The 17,651-nt window shown below is 30.6% G+C and carries 17 protein-coding genes; 10 read left to right on the top strand and 7 right to left on the bottom strand.

Features of this window, described 5'->3' with window-relative positions; translation table 11 throughout:
• Positions 1-3 precede the first annotated feature (3 nt).
• Both ACKTSW_RS01685 and ACKTSW_RS01680 read right to left on the bottom strand, forming a co-directional pair.
• The gene (locus tag ACKTSW_RS01685; protein WP_408023541.1) at positions 4-465 is read right to left on the bottom strand and encodes a GNAT family N-acetyltransferase; all 462 of its coding nucleotides are present in this window, start codon (positions 463-465) and stop codon (positions 4-6) included.
• Positions 466-469: 4 nt separating this feature from the next.
• Positions 470-1,192: a polyprenol monophosphomannose synthase gene (locus tag ACKTSW_RS01680; protein WP_408023540.1), complete on the bottom strand. Its 723-nt coding sequence runs from the start codon at positions 1,190-1,192 to the stop codon at positions 470-472.
• Positions 1,193-1,268: 76 nt separating this feature from the next.
• On the opposite strand from ACKTSW_RS01680, the gene ACKTSW_RS01675 reads away from it, so the two are divergent.
• From ACKTSW_RS01675 to ACKTSW_RS01660, 4 genes are all read left to right on the top strand, one after another.
• Positions 1,269-1,904: a DUF4271 domain-containing protein gene (locus ACKTSW_RS01675; protein WP_408023539.1), complete on the top strand. Its 636-nt coding sequence runs from the start codon at positions 1,269-1,271 to the stop codon at positions 1,902-1,904.
• A gap of 14 nt (positions 1,905-1,918) precedes the next feature.
• Entirely contained in the window at positions 1,919-2,665 is a 747-nt protein-coding gene (locus tag ACKTSW_RS01670; RefSeq protein ID WP_408023538.1) for a uroporphyrinogen-III synthase, read from the top strand.
• A 359-nt stretch (positions 2,666-3,024) separates the two neighbouring features.
• Entirely contained in the window at positions 3,025-3,909 is an 885-nt protein-coding gene (locus tag ACKTSW_RS01665; RefSeq protein WP_408023537.1) for a sterol desaturase family protein, read from the top strand.
• A gap of 90 nt (positions 3,910-3,999) precedes the next feature.
• Entirely contained in the window at positions 4,000-6,093 is a 2,094-nt protein-coding gene (locus ACKTSW_RS01660; RefSeq protein ID WP_408023536.1) for a S46 family peptidase, read from the top strand.
• An 80-nt stretch (positions 6,094-6,173) separates the two neighbouring features.
• On the opposite strand, the gene ACKTSW_RS01655 is transcribed toward ACKTSW_RS01660, so the two are convergent.
• From ACKTSW_RS01655 to ACKTSW_RS01645, 3 genes are read right to left on the bottom strand one after another with little or no spacing between them, the layout of a single operon-like run.
• Positions 6,174-7,472: a POTRA domain-containing protein gene (locus ACKTSW_RS01655; RefSeq protein WP_408023535.1), complete on the bottom strand. Its 1,299-nt coding sequence runs from the start codon at positions 7,470-7,472 to the stop codon at positions 6,174-6,176.
• Positions 7,456-8,463 (bottom strand): glycoside hydrolase family 113, encoded by a 1,008-nt coding sequence (locus tag ACKTSW_RS01650; protein ID WP_408023534.1) that lies wholly within the window; start codon positions 8,461-8,463, stop codon positions 7,456-7,458. The genes ACKTSW_RS01655 and ACKTSW_RS01650 overlap by 17 nt, the downstream gene beginning before the upstream one ends.
• Positions 8,464-8,484: 21 nt before the next feature.
• The gene (locus ACKTSW_RS01645; protein ID WP_408023533.1) at positions 8,485-9,354 is read right to left on the bottom strand and encodes a transporter family protein; all 870 of its coding nucleotides are present in this window, start codon (positions 9,352-9,354) and stop codon (positions 8,485-8,487) included.
• A gap of 140 nt (positions 9,355-9,494) precedes the next feature.
• Here ACKTSW_RS01645 and ACKTSW_RS01640 point away from each other — a divergent pair, with 140 nt between their 5' ends.
• The 6 genes from ACKTSW_RS01640 to ACKTSW_RS01615 are packed head-to-tail and all read left to right on the top strand — an operon-like array spanning position 9,495 to position 16,464.
• Positions 9,495-10,838: an NAD(P)/FAD-dependent oxidoreductase gene (locus tag ACKTSW_RS01640; protein WP_408023532.1), complete on the top strand. Its 1,344-nt coding sequence runs from the start codon at positions 9,495-9,497 to the stop codon at positions 10,836-10,838.
• A 1-nt stretch (position 10,839) separates the two neighbouring features.
• Positions 10,840-12,462, top strand: a complete 1,623-nt coding sequence (locus ACKTSW_RS01635; protein ID WP_408023531.1) for a 4Fe-4S binding protein — start codon at positions 10,840-10,842, stop codon at positions 12,460-12,462.
• Complete coding sequence (locus ACKTSW_RS01630; protein WP_408023530.1) at positions 12,452-12,928, top strand: toxin-antitoxin system YwqK family antitoxin; 477 nt, start codon at positions 12,452-12,454, stop codon at positions 12,926-12,928. Before ACKTSW_RS01635 ends, ACKTSW_RS01630 begins: the two co-directional genes overlap by 11 nt.
• A gap of 3 nt (positions 12,929-12,931) precedes the next feature.
• On the top strand, positions 12,932-13,624 hold the full coding sequence (locus ACKTSW_RS01625; protein WP_408023529.1) for a glycosyltransferase family 2 protein: 693 nt from the start codon (positions 12,932-12,934) through the stop codon (positions 13,622-13,624).
• A complete protein-coding gene (locus ACKTSW_RS01620; protein WP_408023528.1) occupies positions 13,624-15,114 on the top strand; it encodes a cellulose synthase family protein in 1,491 nt (496 codons plus the stop codon). The genes ACKTSW_RS01625 and ACKTSW_RS01620 overlap by 1 nt, the downstream gene beginning before the upstream one ends.
• Positions 15,115-16,464: a mannosyltransferase gene (locus ACKTSW_RS01615; RefSeq protein ID WP_408023527.1), complete on the top strand. Its 1,350-nt coding sequence runs from the start codon at positions 15,115-15,117 to the stop codon at positions 16,462-16,464.
• 201 nt (positions 16,465-16,665) lie between these two features.
• Here the strand turns inward: ACKTSW_RS01615 and ACKTSW_RS01610 are convergent, their stop codons facing one another.
• Both ACKTSW_RS01610 and ACKTSW_RS01605 read right to left on the bottom strand, forming a co-directional pair.
• Positions 16,666-17,409 carry an energy transducer TonB gene (locus ACKTSW_RS01610; protein WP_408023526.1) on the bottom strand — a complete coding sequence of 248 codons (744 nt, stop codon included), beginning with the start codon at positions 17,407-17,409 and terminating at the stop codon, positions 16,666-16,668.
• A gap of 83 nt (positions 17,410-17,492) precedes the next feature.
• A partial coding sequence (locus tag ACKTSW_RS01605; protein WP_408023416.1) for an integrase core domain-containing protein occupies positions 17,493-17,651 on the bottom strand: 159 nt, incomplete at its 5' end.

Here is a 17,651-nt window from a genome sequence, read left to right as displayed (position 1 = left end):
CTACTAAATTTCCATTTTCATGTTAATCAAACTCTTGTTAAAACCAAAGCGTTCATAAGATTTTATTGCTGCTAAATTCTCATTATAAACATCTAGCCTTAGTTCTTTTAATTCTTTACTCTTTGCCCAACCCTTTAAAGACTCCAAAATTAGTGAACTTATTCTTTTGCCTCTAAAATTTGGTTTTACATACATAAAACCAATATATCCATTCAATTCATTTTTACGATAACTTCCAGATTTTTCTATTCTAAGATAGCCTGACCCCACAATTTCATCTTCAGCTACAGCTACAATTAAATGCACGCTTTCAGCAAAAATCATTTCTTCCAAATTGTAGTAACTAATTTTTCCTTCTTTCAATGATGAATCAAAAGGTCTTTCAGCTTCTATAATACCTTGTTCAAATCCTAACAAGATTTCTAAATCTTCTTTCCTTGCTTCTCTTATCGTAATTGTGGTCATTATCCTATTTCGGTAATCCTTTAATTCTCATTTTTATCACACCGAAGACAGCTTCTTTTATAATTCCTTTACTTAGTTTTGACTTTCCTAAAACTCTATCAGTAAAAATAACCGAAACTTCTTTGATATTAAACCCATGCTTCCACGCTTTGTATTTCATTTCTATTTGAAATGCATAGCCTACAAATTTTACTTTATCTAGTTTAATAGTTTCTAATACTTTTCTTTTATAGCATACGAAACCAGCAGTCGTATCATGAATTGGCATTCGAGTTATTAACCGTACATATTTAGAGGCAAAATACGATAACAGCACTCTACTCATTGGCCAGTTTACTACATTTACTCCTGCCGAATATCTTGATCCTATTGCAACATCTGCTCCTTCTTCTTTACAGGTATTGTATAAACGAATTAAATCATTAGGGTTGTGTGAAAAATCGGCATCCATCTCTATAATGTAATCATATTTCTTTGAAACAGCCCACATAAACCCATGAATATAAGCAGTACCTAAACCACTTTTTCCAGTTCTTTTTTCAATAAAAAGCTGATTTGGAAACTCCTTTTGTAAGTTTTCTACTATTTTTGCAGTTCCATCAGGGGAGTTATCATCTACAACTAATACATGAAATATCTTTTCTTGACTAAAAGTTGCTCGAATAATAGCTTCGATATTTTCTTTTTCGTTATACGTTGGAATTATGACTAAAGCATCTGACTTCATGTAATTTTCATATAATTCTGGGCAAAGATACACTTATTTATTACTAATTTTGTATTAATTAAAAGGATAAAGACCATTGCAAGCAATAGAACGAATTACGAATAATGATAGTTGGGTTGCTTTAGTTATAGTATTAGCTATTGTGCTATTAGCTATGATGAAGTCGCTTAAACCTACCAAGTTGTATGGATATGCAATTGCATTTATTACACCTGGTTTTTTTCATAAAAGAATTGAAGAAGGTGCTTCTTTTTTTTCTCCTTTTAGGCTGCTTTTATTCGCTTATTCAATGCTTGTAATCTCGTTGTTTTTGTTTTTAACCTTATTATCAGATAAATATTCGCAAAGTTTTTTAGCTTTTTTAGGAGTACTTATTTTTACAGTTTTATATTTTTCTGCTCGATTTTTAATTGATTATGTATTGGCCAACATTTTGGGTTTGTCATCCATCATAAATTATTTTTTGTACATAAAGTCAGGGTACTTATATGTTCTTTGTTTATGGTTACTCCCTATTATAATATTTTATCAGTATACTTTTTCTAATAAGATTTTTTTAATTTCTTCTTTTAGCATCTTACTTATTTTTAGAGCTTTTTTAATTCTAACAAATAATAAAAAGCTTGTTATTAGTAAGTTGTTTTATTTTATTTTGTACTTTTGCATCCTTGAAATAGCACCGCTATTAATTCTTTATAAAACAACAACGTAATAAAGAGAATCTTTATGAAAGTGAAAACTATTTTAGTCTCTCAACCAAAACCAAAGACAGAAACGTCGCCATATTTTGACTTAGCAGAAAAACAAAAGGTTAAGGTTGACTTTCGCTCGTTTATCCATGTCGAGGGAATTCCTGTTAAAGAAGTAAGGGCTCAAAAAGTAGATTTAAATAATTATTCAGCTATTATACTTACGAGTAGAAATGCTGTAGATCATTTTTTTAGAATAGCTGAAGAAATGCGTTTTACCGTTCCTGATGACATGAAGTATTTCTGTCAGTCTGAAGCTGTTGCCTACTACTTACAGAAATACGTTGTATATCGTAAACGTAAAATTTATGTTGGTAGCAGAACGTTTCCTGAATTAACCAAGTTAATTAAGAAACATAAAGATGAAAAGTTTTTACTTCCATCTTCAGATAAGTTAAAGCCTTTAATCCCTGAAGAATTAAATAAATTAGGAGTTGATTGGAAACGTGCTGATTTATACAGAACTGTAGTTAGTGACTTATCTGATTTAGAAGATGTTTTTTATGATATTTTAGTATTCTTTAGCCCATCAGGAATTGACAGTTTATTTGAAAACTTTCCTGATTTTAAACAAAACAATACTCGAATAGCTGTATTTGGAAACACTACCATTAAAGCTGTTGAAGATAGAGGGTTACGCGTAGATATTGCTGCACCAACTCCTGAAACGCCTTCAATGACAATGGCTCTAGAGAAATATATTAAAGAAGCTAATAAAAAGTAATTTATTTATTTTTAGCACCTTTTTAAACAGCCATCAAAATATTTTGATGGCTGTTTAATTTTATGCATGTAAGTTTAATTTAATTCTATCACCAAAAGAACAATACTTAAATGAAACTCATGATTTTTATACTACTTTTTATGGCTACTTCTTTTCTTTCATACATTAATGGTGTAAATAATAACTTTAGGTGAATTATTAAACGCAAAAATGTAGGTGAAACTATGAGTAAAAAAATTGCTAAAATGAATGCTGGGCAGGAATTTACTGCTATTACAAACAAACTATAAAGTAATTTTTAAAATCTTAGAAATAGTTTAACTAATTTATATTTTACAATTACTATTTTTAAATCATTTATGGATACATATATAGATATTATAAAAAACTCATACACTGGCTACTGGAACTACATTAAGCAGTCAATACTTATGGAGTTAAACTGGGAAAATTATTTTTATGGTTTAATTATAATTTCTCTTATTGTTTGGGGGTTAGAAATCATCTTTCCATGGCGTAAAAATCAACCTTTATTCCGTAAAGATTTTTGGTTGGATACATTTTACATGTTTTTTAATTTCTTTTTGTTAAACCTTATTGTACTTATTGCCTTATCAAACACAGCAGAGCAATTGTTTGATGATGTATTAGGTTTAGTGGGGTTATCTGTTGCTAGTTTTCAATTGTTTGATATTAATACTTTTCCTTATTGGGCAAGAATCACCGTATTTTTTATCATTATTGATTTTGTGCAGTGGTTTACACACACCTTACTACATCGTTATGAGTTTTTATGGAACTTTCATAAAGTACATCATTCTGTAAAACAAATGGGGTTTGCTGCGCACCTTCGTTACCATTGGATGGAGCCCGTAGTATATAACTCTATGAAGTATATTCCGCTGGCTATTATGGGTGGGTTTACAGCACAAGACGTAGCCATTGTGCATTTTTTTAACATTACTATCGGACACTTAAATCACGCCAATATAAACTGGGATTACGGTTGGTTAAAATATATTTTAAATAATCCAAGAATGCATATTTGGCATCACGCAAAAGAACTTCCGCCAGAAAAAAAAATGGGTGTCAACTTTGGAATTACCTTAAGTATTTGGGACTATATTTTTAAAACCAACTACATTCCTTACAACGGACGTGATATTGAGTTAGGTTTTGAAGGAGATGAAAAATTTCCAAAGGATTTTATTCACCAAGAACTCTATCCTATAGGAAAAAAATAATATTTTAAGTCTTTTTTAACCTATTACTTCATACTTTCAATTAGCTGTTCTACTGCCTATTTGTATCTTTAGCTTTTTAAAAATAAACAGATGAAGTATATAAAAATTCTATTCCTATTTATTGTCGTTCAGGTTACTGCACAACAAGGTGGTATGTGGATTCCTTCACTTTTAGAAGGAATGAACGAACAAGAAATGACCTCTTTAGGAAGTAAACTTACTGCAAAAGACATTTACGATGTAAACAACTCTAGTTTGAAAGATGCTATTGGACATTTTAATGGAGGTTGTACCAGTGAAGTAATTTCTCCTGAAGGATTAATTTTAACCAATCACCACTGTGGTTTTGGACAAATTCAGTCACATTCCTCTCTTGAAAACGATTATTTAAAAGATGGTTTTTGGGCAATGAGTAAAAAAGAAGAATTGCCTAATAAAGGGTTATATGTTGAATTTATTGTTCGAATTGATGATGTAACTACCAAAGCATTAAATGGTGTTACTAATACAATGACTGAACGTGAAAAACAATCAACAATTGATAAAAACATCAATAAAATTACTAAATCAGCACAAAAAGAAACTTGGCAAGGCATTAAGGTTAAGCCTTTTTATAAAGGAAACCAATATTTCTTATTTGTTACTGAAAAATTTGAAGACATTCGTTTAGTTGGTGCTCCACCAAGTAGTATTGGAAAATTTGGTAGTGATACTGATAACTGGGTTTTCCCTCGTCATACGGGAGATTTTTCATTATTTAGAATTTATGCTGACAAAAACAATCGTCCTGCTAAGTACAGCAAAGACAACCTTCCTTACAAACCAAAACACTTTTTACCTGTTTCTTTAGACGGAATTGAAGAAGGTGATTTCACCATGGTTTTTGGTTTTCCTGGACGTACCAACGAGTATTTACCAGCCGTTGCTATTAAACACATTACACAAGAGTTTAACCCAAGTAACATTGCTATTAGAGAAGCTGCGTTAAAAGAAATTGATGCACAAATGAAAGCAAGCGATGCTGTTCGTATTAAATACGCTTCAAAGCAAGCACGTATTGCAAACGCTTGGAAAAAATGGATTGGTGAAAATTTAGGAATTAAAAAGAGTAATGCTATTGCAGAGCGTCAAGCTTTTGAAGCTACTTTCAAAAAAGCATTAAAAGAAAAAGGGTTAGAAAAAAACTACGGAAATATTCTTCCTGAATTCGAAAAATTATATGATGATTTTGCTGGTATCAACATTAAAAGAAGAAACTTTATTGAAGTTTTCTTGGTTACTAACGAGTTGATGCAAATGACTTTTAGAGCTTATCAATTAGAACAAGTAGCTTTAAACAAACCTGAAAAACTTGAAGAAGCCAAAACTTCATTGATTAATAAAATTAAAGGAATTCACAAAAACTTTGATGTAAATGTAGATAAAGGTGTGTTTAAAAATGTAATGCCTTTATACAATGCTGAAAATATAGATGCATCAATTTATGATAAAACTAGTTTTACTGATTTAGACAAAGCCCTACAATTATTAGAAGGAAATGCTAAAAAAGTGGTAAAAAACTTAAACAAAGATGCTGCTTACCAGTATGCAAAACCAATGATTGAGGAGTTTTACACTAAAATAAACCCTAAATTTCAACAAAAAAACCAGCCTATTAGCACTTTACAAAAAACGTATATGAAAGCATTAATGGAAGCATTACCAAATGCTCGTTATTTTCCAGACGCTAACAGTACCTTACGTGTTACCTATGGCCAAGTTCGTGGGTATTCACCAAGAGATGCCGTATACTATAATCCTGTAAGTTATTTAGATGGTGTTATTGAAAAATATGTACCTGGAGATTATGAGTTTGACGTTCCTCAAAAATTACGTGATTTATACGATGCTAAAGATTTTGGTCAGTACACCGATAAAAACGGAAAAGTGCCTGTTTGTTTCTTAGGAACTAACCATACAACAGGGGGTAACTCTGGTAGTCCTGCCATTGACGCTCAAGGAAATCTTATTGGGTTAAACTTTGATCGCGTATGGGAAGGAACGATGAGCGATATGAATTACGATCCTGAAATTTGTAGAAATATTATGGTAGATGTTCGTTACGTATTATTTATTGTTGATAAATATGCAGGGGCAAAACACTTAATTGATGAAATGAAATTAGTACACCAAAAGAAAAAATAAAAATATTCTTCTATAAAAGAGTAATTAAAAGCGAGGTTTAAATTATAAACCTCGCTTTTTTTAGTATCTAAACTTACAGGTTAGAAATATTGCCCTATTCCAAATACAAATCCTTTTGATGCATTCTTTGTAAGCCCATGCCCATAGTCAATCCTAAAAATTGCATTAAATATTTTTTTATTGATAAAACGTAAGCCGATACCAGAATACACTTTTACATTATTACTATCGGTAAAGTCACTAAAACTTCCTCCCGGATTACGCCAGGTTCCTGTATCTACAAACACATTACTTTGAATAACAAACCATTTTTTTTCATATAGCGTGTGCCTGTATTCAGTATTCCACACAATACTTCCTGTTCCTCTATCAACCAAAATACCAACACCTCTTAAATTTAAGTTATTATCTAACGCAAAAGGAGCGAATGGAGTATCATCGTTAGATGACAAACCAATACGTAATCTATTTGCCCAATTCCCTTTTTCTCCTAGTCTTTTAAAATAAAAAAAGTCATTCCAAAAAATCAAAAAGTCATCCTGATATTCATTTTCAGATGTCACATACTGTCCGTGAAACTCATTTTTAAATCCGTTTATATATTGGTAATTGTAATCTAAATCATTAAAAGTATAAATTAACTTCAATAGCTTTTTGTTTACATCTAGTTGGTTAGGAACCTCAGGTGATACGCTTCCATTTAAGTAGTTGTACTTTTCTTTAAAAAAATTAATTCCGAACTGTAACTGATTTTTAAAATCGTATTGATATAACACCAAAACTTCATAAGAAATATTCTGATACTTATAATTAGCCGACTCACCATCAAAATACAACGGTTCTTCACTTGTCCAATTTTGATGATTCAATGATACTCCCCATTTTGCTGAAAATAAAGTAGGGGCCCTAAAGTTAACTCCGTAAGAATCAAATCCGTTGTATTGATAAAATCCACCTAAAATAATATTCCTTCCTAAAAAATTATATTCACCTACTCCTATTCTGTAAGCTAGTTTCTGATTAATAGTTTTATGAAAATTGACTTCTGGGATTATGGTAAAATTCTCTTCTACAGTTACAACAACATCACATTTGTTATTAGCACAAGATGTTTGGAAATTTGCATTAGAAATTGCTGGTAAGCGTTTTAATCGAATCATATCTTGATTCAACATAATAGAATCTAGTATTCCACCTTCTTTTGAGATTAGTATTTTCTTTAGAACATGTGTTTTTGTTTTTTCAGCTCCAGAGAAAGTGATTTTCTCTATTCTTTTCTCTTGTGAATAACAGTTTAGAGACAACCAAAACATTACAAAAATTATTATTTTAAACAAAAACAGGTGTATGCTTTTATGATTCTTATTTACTGCTTTCATACATCTTTTTTATAGTCAATTCTGCAGGTTTATTTTGAGGTGTAAACCTATTGTTTTCTTGTCCTCCAACATTCTTATGATTATGAAACCATTTCCAAACAAAACCGCCAGCAAACCAATCTTCTTTCCAAAACTGATTATACAAGGCTTGTAACGCTTTTTCTTGGTTTGCTAAATTTACACTTCCATCAATTTTATTTGAATTCCAGGGTTCTTTACCTGTAAAATCAACACTTCTATATCCGTACTCAGCAAATAAAACAGGCTTATTAAACTTACTTTGAATTTCAATAACTTCATTCTTGTGAGGTTGCCAACCTTTTTCAAAGTCTTCAATACTTGGAGATTTTTGATCACTTAACGGAAAATAAGCATCAATTCCTATGAAGTCTAAATCTTTCCATAAATCTATTCGTTTAAATTCATCCCAGTTTGCTGCATAGGTCAATTTTCCCGAGTATACCTTTCTGATTTTTTTAATGAGTTTTTTCCAGTACTCAGGTCTATTTTTTACAAACTGTTCCAACTCTGTACCAATACAAAAAATTTCTGCATTAATTTCTTCTGCTACTTCTGCAAAAACAAGAATAAATTCTTCATAAGATTGTTCTAATGCTCTCCATTCTTTTTCGGAATTCATTTTTATAGTTCCTGTATATGCACCATTCCAAACCCAAATTTGAGGTTTTAACATGCTTTTTATATTGCCTTTTTGAAACTCTTTAGCATATTGTTTTACACCTTCTTTTGTTTCTCCAAACCATTGATTCTTGGAATTATAAATCACATTTGGAGATGATAAACTTTTAACAAAAGCAAAAGGCATCAATGCAACATAATTTGCTGATACCTTTTTTACATGATGAAGATGTTGATTCGTTACTTCTTTTGAAGAAGCAACAAAGCTAATACCGTTTATTTTTTTTGACTGACTTGTACAAGAGCTACAAAACAGAATAAAGCTTAAAAAAAGGAGTTTTAGAGTTTTCATGACTCCTCTAATTTACTATTTTTAAAATAATGCTCGAATACCTAAGTTAAAGCTTTCTCCTAATCCATTGTTTGTTCCTCTTACAAAATTACTATACAACAACTCTAAATTTAAAACCTTCGTAATTTGATATTTTCCTCCTAAACCTAATGCAGTATAATCTTGTGTAAAGTCTCCAAATCTCTGTGAGTGCTGCGTAAAAGCCAATACTGTAGATTTATCATTTGGAAAATAACTTAAGAAAAGTCCTGGAACTAACACAAAAGTATTATTAGCAAAACTGTCATCATTACCAAAATTATACTCAGTATTTAATTCTGTAAACAACTGCCATTTACCACTAGAAAAAGTATAGTCATAAAAAAACCGATTTTGAAAAGCCCAAGCTGTTTGATCTAAAAATACACCATTTTCTGTTTCATTACTAACTAAAGGAATGTGTATTGCTGATTGAACAGAAAAGTTTCCAACATTTTTTAGTGGTTGAAACTTTACTGCTGGCGCAATTGAAGTAATTCCTTTTCTTTCAGAATTTGGATTATCTTTCAAACTAAATACTGATAATGCTTGACGTCCTTCAATCGTATTAGAACGAAACTCTACAATTGCTCCTACATTAATACGGTTGTTTTTAGAGGTTCCTGTGAAAGCTTCCAACGTTGAAGTAAAGTAGTTTTCTCTTAGTTTTGACTTAGTATTACTATTTGCATCTGCAAATTTTGTCTCTGTATACAAATTATTAAACCATTTAATATCCCATTGTCCATTATTTAAAAGCTTAGATGGCGTATATGTTTGAATGTTTGATTTTTCTACTTTATCATCTTGAGCATTTGAAATTTGTACTAGAAAGAAGAAAAATATTGAAAGGCTTAGTATCTGTCGTTTCATACCATTAATTTTTATGTTAAGCTATAGGTCGTAACAAAAAACATCCACTTACAAAAGTTTATTATTTAAATTCATTCTAAATTTAATTCCTTTATTAAGTTCTTAACTTTAGCAACGACCTAAACTGCAAATCAACATTTATGGAGCACGTTGTTATTATTGGTAATGGAATTTCTGGAGTTACAGCCGCAAGGCATATCAGAAAATTATCAGACAAAAAAATTACCATTATTTCTTCTGAGGCTGATGAGTTCTTTTCAAGAACTGCTTTAATGTATGTGTACATGGGACACATGAAATTTGAACATACACAACCTTACGAATCTTGGTTTTGGAAGAAAAATAGAATCAACCTTAAAAAAGGTTTTGTTTCAAAAGTGCATTCTTCAAAAAAAGAAATAGCCTTTAGTACTGGAGAAAAATTGTCTTACAATAAGTTAATTATAGCCACTGGCTCTAAACCTAATAAGTTTGGTTGGCCTGGACAAGACTTAAAAGGTGTTATGGGAATGTATCATAAACAAGATTTAGAGGCTCTTGAACAATATGCACCCAACAACAAAGTATGTAAAAGAGCTGTTATTGTTGGTGGAGGTTTAATTGGTATTGAACTTGCCGAAATGCTTCATAGCAGAAATATTCCTGTAACCTTTTTAGTTCGAGAAGATAGTTTTTGGGACAAAGTGCTACCCATGGAAGAATCTGCCATGATAAATCGTGAAATTATAGAAAATCATATCGATTTACGTTTAAGTGTAAATCTAAAGGAAATAAAATCCGATAAAAAAGGACAAGTTACATCTGTAATTATTGAAGAAACTGGTGAAGAAATACCTTGTAATGTTGTTGGTTTGACTGCTGGTGTTTCTCCAAATGTTGATTTTTTAAAAGGCTCAGAAATTGAGCTTGGTAGGGGAGTTAAAGTCAATCATTTTTTAGAAACCAATATCAAAGATGTGTATGCTATTGGTGATTGTGCAGAACAACATGAAGCAATTGGTCTACGTCGCCCCATAGAAGCTGTTTGGTACACTGGTAGAATGATGGGTGAAACTGTTGCACAAACTATTTGTGGCAACCGAATTCAATATAAACCAGGACATTGGTTTAACTCGGCAAAGTTTATTGATATTGAATACCAAACCTATGGTTGGGTATGGCCACAACCTAAAGAAAATGAAGCCCATTTTTATTGGGAACACGAAAGTAGTAAAAAATGTATTCGAATTAATTACAATAAAAAAACACAGAAATTTATTGGTATAAATACTATGGGAATACGAATGCGTCATGAATTTTTTGATAAAGTTTTGAATAAAAATCGCTCCATAGCCTATGTTTTAGAGCATTTAGCAGACGCTAACTTCGACCCTGAATTTTACAAGCTACACGAGTCAGAAATTGTAGCTAAATTCAACAAAGAAAACAACACCAATATTCAATTAAAAAAGAAAAACTGGAAGCGAATTTTTAGCAGAGTTTAGTATGAAAATAATAAAACAAATAGGTTTACTACTATTCTTAATAGGGTTAATCATTTTTTCAGGAGTAATTTTTACAGGTTCTTTCAGCTTAAGCCAATCAGAATTAGATAATTTTATTACTGAAAAAGGATACAAAAGTGAAATCATAAAAAATGAACTTAGCAAAGCTATTGTAACTGATAAAAGCTTACATATTTTTGAATTTTCTAGTCGAGTTAGAAACGCTTACGAATCATCAAACAACCATTATAATGCCTTAATTACTAAATACGATGCCGAAAAGAACTGGGATAAAAAAGGGGAGCAATATCAATATTTAATTTATGGGAAACCTCATACATTAAGTTATGAATTAGCTAAAAAATCAGGGAATAGTTTTGTCAAAAACAACTCGGGTTTACTATGGTTACTCACTTTTGGTTTAGGTATTTTCGGAGCACTATTATTTATACTTCCTAATTTTATTTTATTAGGACCTAAAGGAATAAAAAATAACGGAATTTATTTAGAAGCAAGTACAAATAGAGGCTGGGTAGCTTGGTTAGTTTTAATTTACTTAGTTACTTTTTACTTATTACTTTACTTTTTTCCTGATTATGTGGTGAACTGGACTTTTATATTAGACCCTATTAGCAAATTTTTAAACGGCGGAGAAGCTAGCCAATGGTTTGTATATGGTTTTTTATACTGTGTAATTATGCTAGTAATGGGAGTGAGAATGTATATAAAATACAGACACAACAAATATCAAGTTATTAGAACAACTTCTGTTTTATTCTTTCAAATTGTATTTGCCTTCCTTATTCCAGAAATCATGACCAGTTTAAATATGCCTGGGTATGATTTTAAAAATGCTTTTCCGTTAGACTATGACTTCTTTTTTGAATGGAATTTAGATAGTTTAAGAAATAGTGGAGCTATTGGTTTGTTTATTTTAGTTTGGGGTATTGTACTTACGCTTATTATTGTTCCTGTAATGGTATATTTCTTTGGGAAAAGATGGTATTGCTCTTGGGTTTGTGGTTGTGGTGGTTTAGCAGAAACTTTAGGCGACCCATACCGTCAACATTCCAATAAAAGCTTGAATGCATGGAAATTGGAGCGTTGGTTAATACATAGTGTCTTGGTATTTTCTTTAATAATGACCATTGTAACTTTGTACTGTTATTTTACTGGAACACAATCTTTCCTTGGAATTAACTCTCAATGGATTAAAGACACGTATAGCTTTTTAATAGGGGCTTGGTTTGCAGGAGTTATTGGTACTGGGTTTTATCCAATTTTCGGAAATCGTGTTTGGTGTCGTTTTGGTTGTCCTCTAGCCGCTTATTTAGGAATTGTACAACGTTTTAAATCTCGATTTAGAATTACTACCAATGGCGGACAATGTATTTCTTGTGGAAATTGTTCTACGTATTGCGAGCAAGGTATTGATGTACGAGCATACGCCCAAAAAGGAGAAAATATAGTACGTGCTAGTTGTGTTGGGTGCGGAGTATGTTCAGCTGTATGCCCTCGTGGAGTATTAAAATTAGAAAACGGTCCAGAAAAAGGACGTATAAACCCAACAGAAATTTTATTAGGTAACGATGTAGATTTAATGAAATTAGTAAATGAAAAATAATGTTTTCATACTATGCCTTTTTATTACGTTCTCTTTAGTCGGACAAAGAGTTTATCATAAATCATTCTATGAAAACGGAACACTAAAAGAAGAAGGGTGGCTTGAAAAAAATAAAAAAATCGATTATTGGATTTTCTACTATAAAAATGGAAATAAAAAAAAAGAAGGACGCTTTAAAAAGAATATTCCAGTAAAGTACTGGTATTTTTACCGTGAAAATTCCTCTAAAGAAAAAGAAGGACACTTTGTTAATGGTATTCGAAATAAGTGGTGGGTTTTATATAGTAATAAAGGAAACGTTTATCAAAAGTGTCAAATCAAAAACAATAAAAAAAACGGATACTGTTTGTTATACGAGAAACATAAATTAACAAAAGCTATAAAATTTATAAAAGGAATAAAGTTAAAAGAATGGAATAATTTGTCTTCTTTTGCAAAAGAAAACAGTCTCAACGATTTAAAGTAATTAATGAATCTACTTATAAAAGTTATCATCCCCGCATACAATGAGCAAGATTCTATTGTCCATGTAATTAATGATATTCCTTCCTTAGTAAACGAGGTAATTGTTATTAGTAATAATTCAACAGACAACACTGAAGTTAATGCTAAAAATGCAGGAGCTACTGTACTTACTGAAGATAGAAAAGGATATGGTTATGCCTGTTTGAAAGGAATGGAATATATTATTAAACAAAATGAGAAACCAGATGTTATTGTTTTTTTAGATGGAGATTATTCCGATTATCCTGAGCAACTTACCGAACTTGTAGCTCCAATTATAAATGATGATATTGATTTTGTAATTGGCGCTCGTGTGCAACGACTACGTGAAAAAGGCTCTATGACTCCTCAACAAGTTTTTGGCAATTGGTTAGCAACCTCATTAATGAAGTTATTTTTTGGAGCAACTTTTACAGATCTAGGTCCTTTTAGAGCTATAAGGTATGATAAACTACTTGCTTTAAACATGGAGGATAAAACTTATGGATGGACAGTAGAAATGCAGTTAAAAGCTTTAAAACAAAAATTAACTTATACAGAAATTCCTATGAAATACAGAAATAGAATAGGGGTATCAAAAGTTTCAGGAACTGTAAAAGGTAGTATATTAGCCGGCATAAAAATTTTAGGTTGGATCTTTAAATATAGCTTTAAATAATGGTTTTAGAATACATAATAATTACGCTATACACCATATCGTTAGTACTTATATTGGTATATGCCATAGCACAGCTAAACCTGCTTATCAATTATTTAAAAGCTCAGAAAAAAAAAGAAAACCTACCTACACTAGATTTATCTGATATTAAAAAAATTCCATATGTAACTATACAGTTACCTGTTTATAATGAACTTTACGTAATGGAGCGTTTGTTAAGCAACATTGCTAAGCTAGAATATCCGCGTGAAAAGTTAGAAATTCAAGTGTTAGACGACTCTACCGATGAATCAGTTGAAAGTACAGCTACACAAATTGAAGAGCTTCAAAAAACAGGTTTAAACATTCAACATATTAGACGTGAGAACCGCCAAGGGTTTAAAGCTGGTGCTTTAAAAGAAGGACTTAAAACAGCCAAAGGTGAGTTCATTGCTATTTTTGATGCCGATTTTTTACCTAAAGAAAATTGGTTATTAAAAACTGTTCCCCATTTTAAAGATTCTAAAATAGGTGTAGTTCAAACTCGTTGGGGACATATTAATAGAAATTATTCTACCTTAACAAAAATTCAAGCTTTTGCTTTAGATGCACATTTTACTTTAGAGCAAGTAGGAAGAAATAGTCAAGGACATTTTATCAATTTTAACGGTACTGCTGGTATTTGGCGTAAAGAATGTATTTACGATGCTGGAAATTGGGAAGGTGACACTTTAACTGAAGATTTAGACTTAAGCTATCGCGCTCAGTTAAAAAACTGGAAATTCAAATACCTAGAAGATGTTGTTACTCCTGCTGAATTACCAGTAGTAATTAGTGCTGCTCGTTCACAACAATTTAGATGGAATAAAGGAGGTGCTGAGAATTTTCAAAAAATGTTAAAGAGAATAATTACTAGTAATAACATTTCTCTTAAAACTAAACTTCATGGCACATTACATCTACTAAATAGTTCAATGTTTACTTGTATCTTTTTAGTTGCTGTATTAAGCATACCGATGCTATATATTAAAAATGAATATGCTCATTTAAAAATATATTTTTTAGTAATGAGCTTTTTCATTGTAAGTACCTTAATTTTCTTTATCTGTTACTGGTTTATGTATAAAAGAACTTACGGGGGTGGCTTCTGGAATTTCATCAAATACATAGGTGCTTTTTTTGCTTTTTTCTCTATCGCTATGGGCTTTTCTTTACACAATACAATTGCTGTTTTAGAGGGGCATTTAGGTAAAAAAAGTGAGTTTGTAAGAACACCTAAGTTCAATATTAAATCATTAAAAGATAGCTGGAAAAATAATAAATACATCCGTAAAAGACCTTCTTTACATGTAATTATAGAAGGTTTATTAGCTTTATACTTTGCTTTCGGTATGTATAGTGCTTTTACTGTTGGTGATCAGGGTGGAGACTTTGGTTTATTCCCCTTTCATTTAATGTTATTTGTTGGTTTTGGGTATGTCTTTTTTAAATCGATTTTCTCAAAAGCTTAAATGTCTTTTTTAAAAAAATATAGCTCAATTATACTAACCTTTGTTAGTGTAGTTCTTTATTTTTTATTTGCCTATACAATTGAACGTACCGAATTTAACAAATTACTTTTTCTCTGGATTAGCCTATTTGCTTGTTATTTTGCTCTTCTACGTGATAAAGAATTATCGTTTGCTTATTTAGTAGGAATTGCAGTCTTATTTCGGTTTGTTTTCTTTTTTGCTACTCCTAATTTATCACAAGATTTTTATCGCTTTATCTGGGATGGTCGTATGATTTTAGAAGGATTGAACCCTTATTTATACTTACCTCAAACATTTATTGAGCAGCAGAACTACCCTATTAACCAAGCTAAGGAGTTGTATGAGGGTATGGGAGTTTTAAATGGAAGTCATTACACCAACTACCCTCCAATTAATCAGTTATGTTTTTTAATAGCTGCCTTTTTTGCTAAAAACAGCATTATAGGGAGTGTTGTTGTAATGAGAGTGTTGATTATTTTGGCTGATATAGGTATTTTATACTTCGGAAAAAAGCTTTTAGAAAGGCTACAATTACCTGTTAAAAACATTTTTCTATACATTTTAAATCCTTTTGTGATAATTGAACTTACTGGAAACTTACATTTTGAACCTGTAATGTTGTTCTTTTTGGTTTGGAGTATTTATACGCTACATAAACAAAAGTGGTTTTTAGCAGCTATTTTACTGGCTTGTTCGGTTTCTGTAAAACTAATTCCTTTGCTCTTTTTACCTTTATTTTTTCAATGGTTTGTAAAGAATAATTTTTCACTCCTTAAAGGATTTAAAAAATTAGCATTCTTTTATGGAACTGTAGTTCTTACAATTGTTCTATTTTTTCTTCCTTTCTACTCTCCTGAATTAATTTCAAACTACACCAACTCTGTTGGCTTATGGTTTAAAAACTTTGAGTTTAATGCTAGTTTTTACTATTTAGCTAGAGAAATTGGTTATCTATTTAGAGGCTATAATGAGATTGCCATTATTGGTAAGATAATACCTATTCTTACCGTTTGCTTTTTATTGATTCTTACTTTTTTCAAAAAAAACAAGTCTACAAAACAGTTAATTGTAAGTATGCTATTTGCTTTATCTTTTTATTATTTTTTTACAACAACTATGCATCCTTGGTATATTGCAACTCTTTTAATCTTATCAGTATTTACTCAGTACCGCTATGCTGTATTGTGGAGCTTAGTTGTTATACTGAGTTATCAAGCGTATGCGAACTCTCCATGGAAAGAAAACCTTTGGTTTATTGCACTAGAATATTTGGTTTTATATTCTTTTCTCTTTTGGGAATTAAACATAAAAAAACCCACTCAATATTGAGTGGGAAAAATTGCTATGAAAAAGAAAAAGAAAGTGGTTTAAAAAACCACTATTCAAATATAAATAAGATTTTTATTTTCTCAAATATTTTTTTGATTTTTTTCTATTTTTAAACTCTAACTTAATGTTTATTTAATTTACTGTTTTTCAAATAGCATTTATGCTTAGTACAAACACGTTATCTATTCTTTACTTATCATTCTATTCAACTTTAAAAGTGATAGGTAAAATATACCTTACTTTTACTCTTTTATTATTTTGTTTTCCTGGGGTAAAGTTGGGTATTTTACCTACCACTCTTTTTGTTTCTTTTTCTAGTTCAGAATGAGGAGCTCTAATTTTAACATCAATTACTTCTCCATTTTTATCAATAATAAACTGTGTTAATATTTTATATTTCCCTGAACTTAACCCAACTTCTTGCGCTAATTCTAATTTAAAGTTACGCTGTATATGCTGCTGTATTTTCCTTTCAAAACACTTTATATTTTCTTCTTCTGATAGTCCCTCACAACCCTTAAAAACAGGAGCATTTTGCACATTTTTAATTGAAACAGGGTCATCAGTATCTTTTATTATTTCAATTTCTTTTGACTCTGGAACTTTATCTATATCAATAGATGTATCTTCTACAAGCAAATCTATTACTGTAGCAACTTCAGTTTTATCATCTACCTCTTTAGGTTTAGATAGGTCTTTAATTACACGTTTTTTCTTTAATTCTTCAGACTGTTTTACTTCTTTTTTTATAATTACAGGCTTATCAAAGGTGTAAACTTTCTCATAGACTTGAGCATTTGAAGTTTTAATCATTGCAATATCTTTCGCTGTTTCGTGCTCCAAAACAAGAAAAACTACAAACAGAGTTAATACTAATCCTAACTGAGTAAAAATAGTTGAAAATTTTTCTAATTGCATTTTAGCATTTTTCTTAGGTGTTTTCATAGTAATATATTTTATGTTAATATATTGTTAAAAACAAGAAACATGTGAGTCGTCCTAAAATAGGTTGACAGTTATTTAAAAAATTATATTGAACCAGAGAAGTTAACTTCTCTGGTTTTTTTGTTATGTACAAAGTTAGGTGTTTTCATGTTAAGACTTAAATGTGGTCTTTTGTTATTATATGTATTTATAGACTCTTTAATTAATTGTTTAAGTTCCTTTCCATTATTACATTTATAAAT

This window comes from Tenacibaculum sediminilitoris (assembly GCF_964513795.1).
Lineage (GTDB): Bacteria > Bacteroidota > Bacteroidia > Flavobacteriales > Flavobacteriaceae > Polaribacter > Polaribacter sediminilitoris.
Note: the sequence above shows the minus strand (reverse complement) of the source record. Positions and strands in the feature narration are given on the sequence as shown.

What these genes read in the sequence shown, in the direction of transcription:
- ACKTSW_RS01685 (WP_408023541.1), bottom strand. Translation starts at nt 465, where the DNA reads ATGACCACAATTACGATAAGAGAAGCAAGGAAAGAAGATTTAGAAATC.
- ACKTSW_RS01680 (WP_408023540.1), bottom strand. Translation starts at nt 1,192, where the DNA reads ATGAAGTCAGATGCTTTAGTCATAATTCCAACGTATAACGAAAAAGAA.
- ACKTSW_RS01670 (WP_408023538.1), top strand. Translation starts at nt 1,919, where the DNA reads ATGAAAGTGAAAACTATTTTAGTCTCTCAACCAAAACCAAAGACAGAA.
- ACKTSW_RS01665 (WP_408023537.1), top strand. Translation starts at nt 3,025, where the DNA reads ATGGATACATATATAGATATTATAAAAAACTCATACACTGGCTACTGG.
- ACKTSW_RS01660 (WP_408023536.1), top strand. Translation starts at nt 4,000, where the DNA reads ATGAAGTATATAAAAATTCTATTCCTATTTATTGTCGTTCAGGTTACT.
- ACKTSW_RS01655 (WP_408023535.1), bottom strand. Translation starts at nt 7,472, where the DNA reads ATGAAAGCAGTAAATAAGAATCATAAAAGCATACACCTGTTTTTGTTT.
- ACKTSW_RS01650 (WP_408023534.1), bottom strand. Translation starts at nt 8,463, where the DNA reads ATGAAAACTCTAAAACTCCTTTTTTTAAGCTTTATTCTGTTTTGTAGC.
- ACKTSW_RS01645 (WP_408023533.1), bottom strand. Translation starts at nt 9,354, where the DNA reads ATGAAACGACAGATACTAAGCCTTTCAATATTTTTCTTCTTTCTAGTA.
- ACKTSW_RS01640 (WP_408023532.1), top strand. Translation starts at nt 9,495, where the DNA reads ATGGAGCACGTTGTTATTATTGGTAATGGAATTTCTGGAGTTACAGCC.
- ACKTSW_RS01635 (WP_408023531.1), top strand. Translation starts at nt 10,840, where the DNA reads ATGAAAATAATAAAACAAATAGGTTTACTACTATTCTTAATAGGGTTA.
- ACKTSW_RS01630 (WP_408023530.1), top strand. Translation starts at nt 12,452, where the DNA reads ATGAAAAATAATGTTTTCATACTATGCCTTTTTATTACGTTCTCTTTA.
- ACKTSW_RS01625 (WP_408023529.1), top strand. Translation starts at nt 12,932, where the DNA reads ATGAATCTACTTATAAAAGTTATCATCCCCGCATACAATGAGCAAGAT.
- ACKTSW_RS01620 (WP_408023528.1), top strand. Translation starts at nt 13,624, where the DNA reads ATGGTTTTAGAATACATAATAATTACGCTATACACCATATCGTTAGTA.
- ACKTSW_RS01615 (WP_408023527.1), top strand. Translation starts at nt 15,115, where the DNA reads ATGTCTTTTTTAAAAAAATATAGCTCAATTATACTAACCTTTGTTAGT.
- ACKTSW_RS01610 (WP_408023526.1), bottom strand. Translation starts at nt 17,409, where the DNA reads ATGAAAACACCTAAGAAAAATGCTAAAATGCAATTAGAAAAATTTTCA.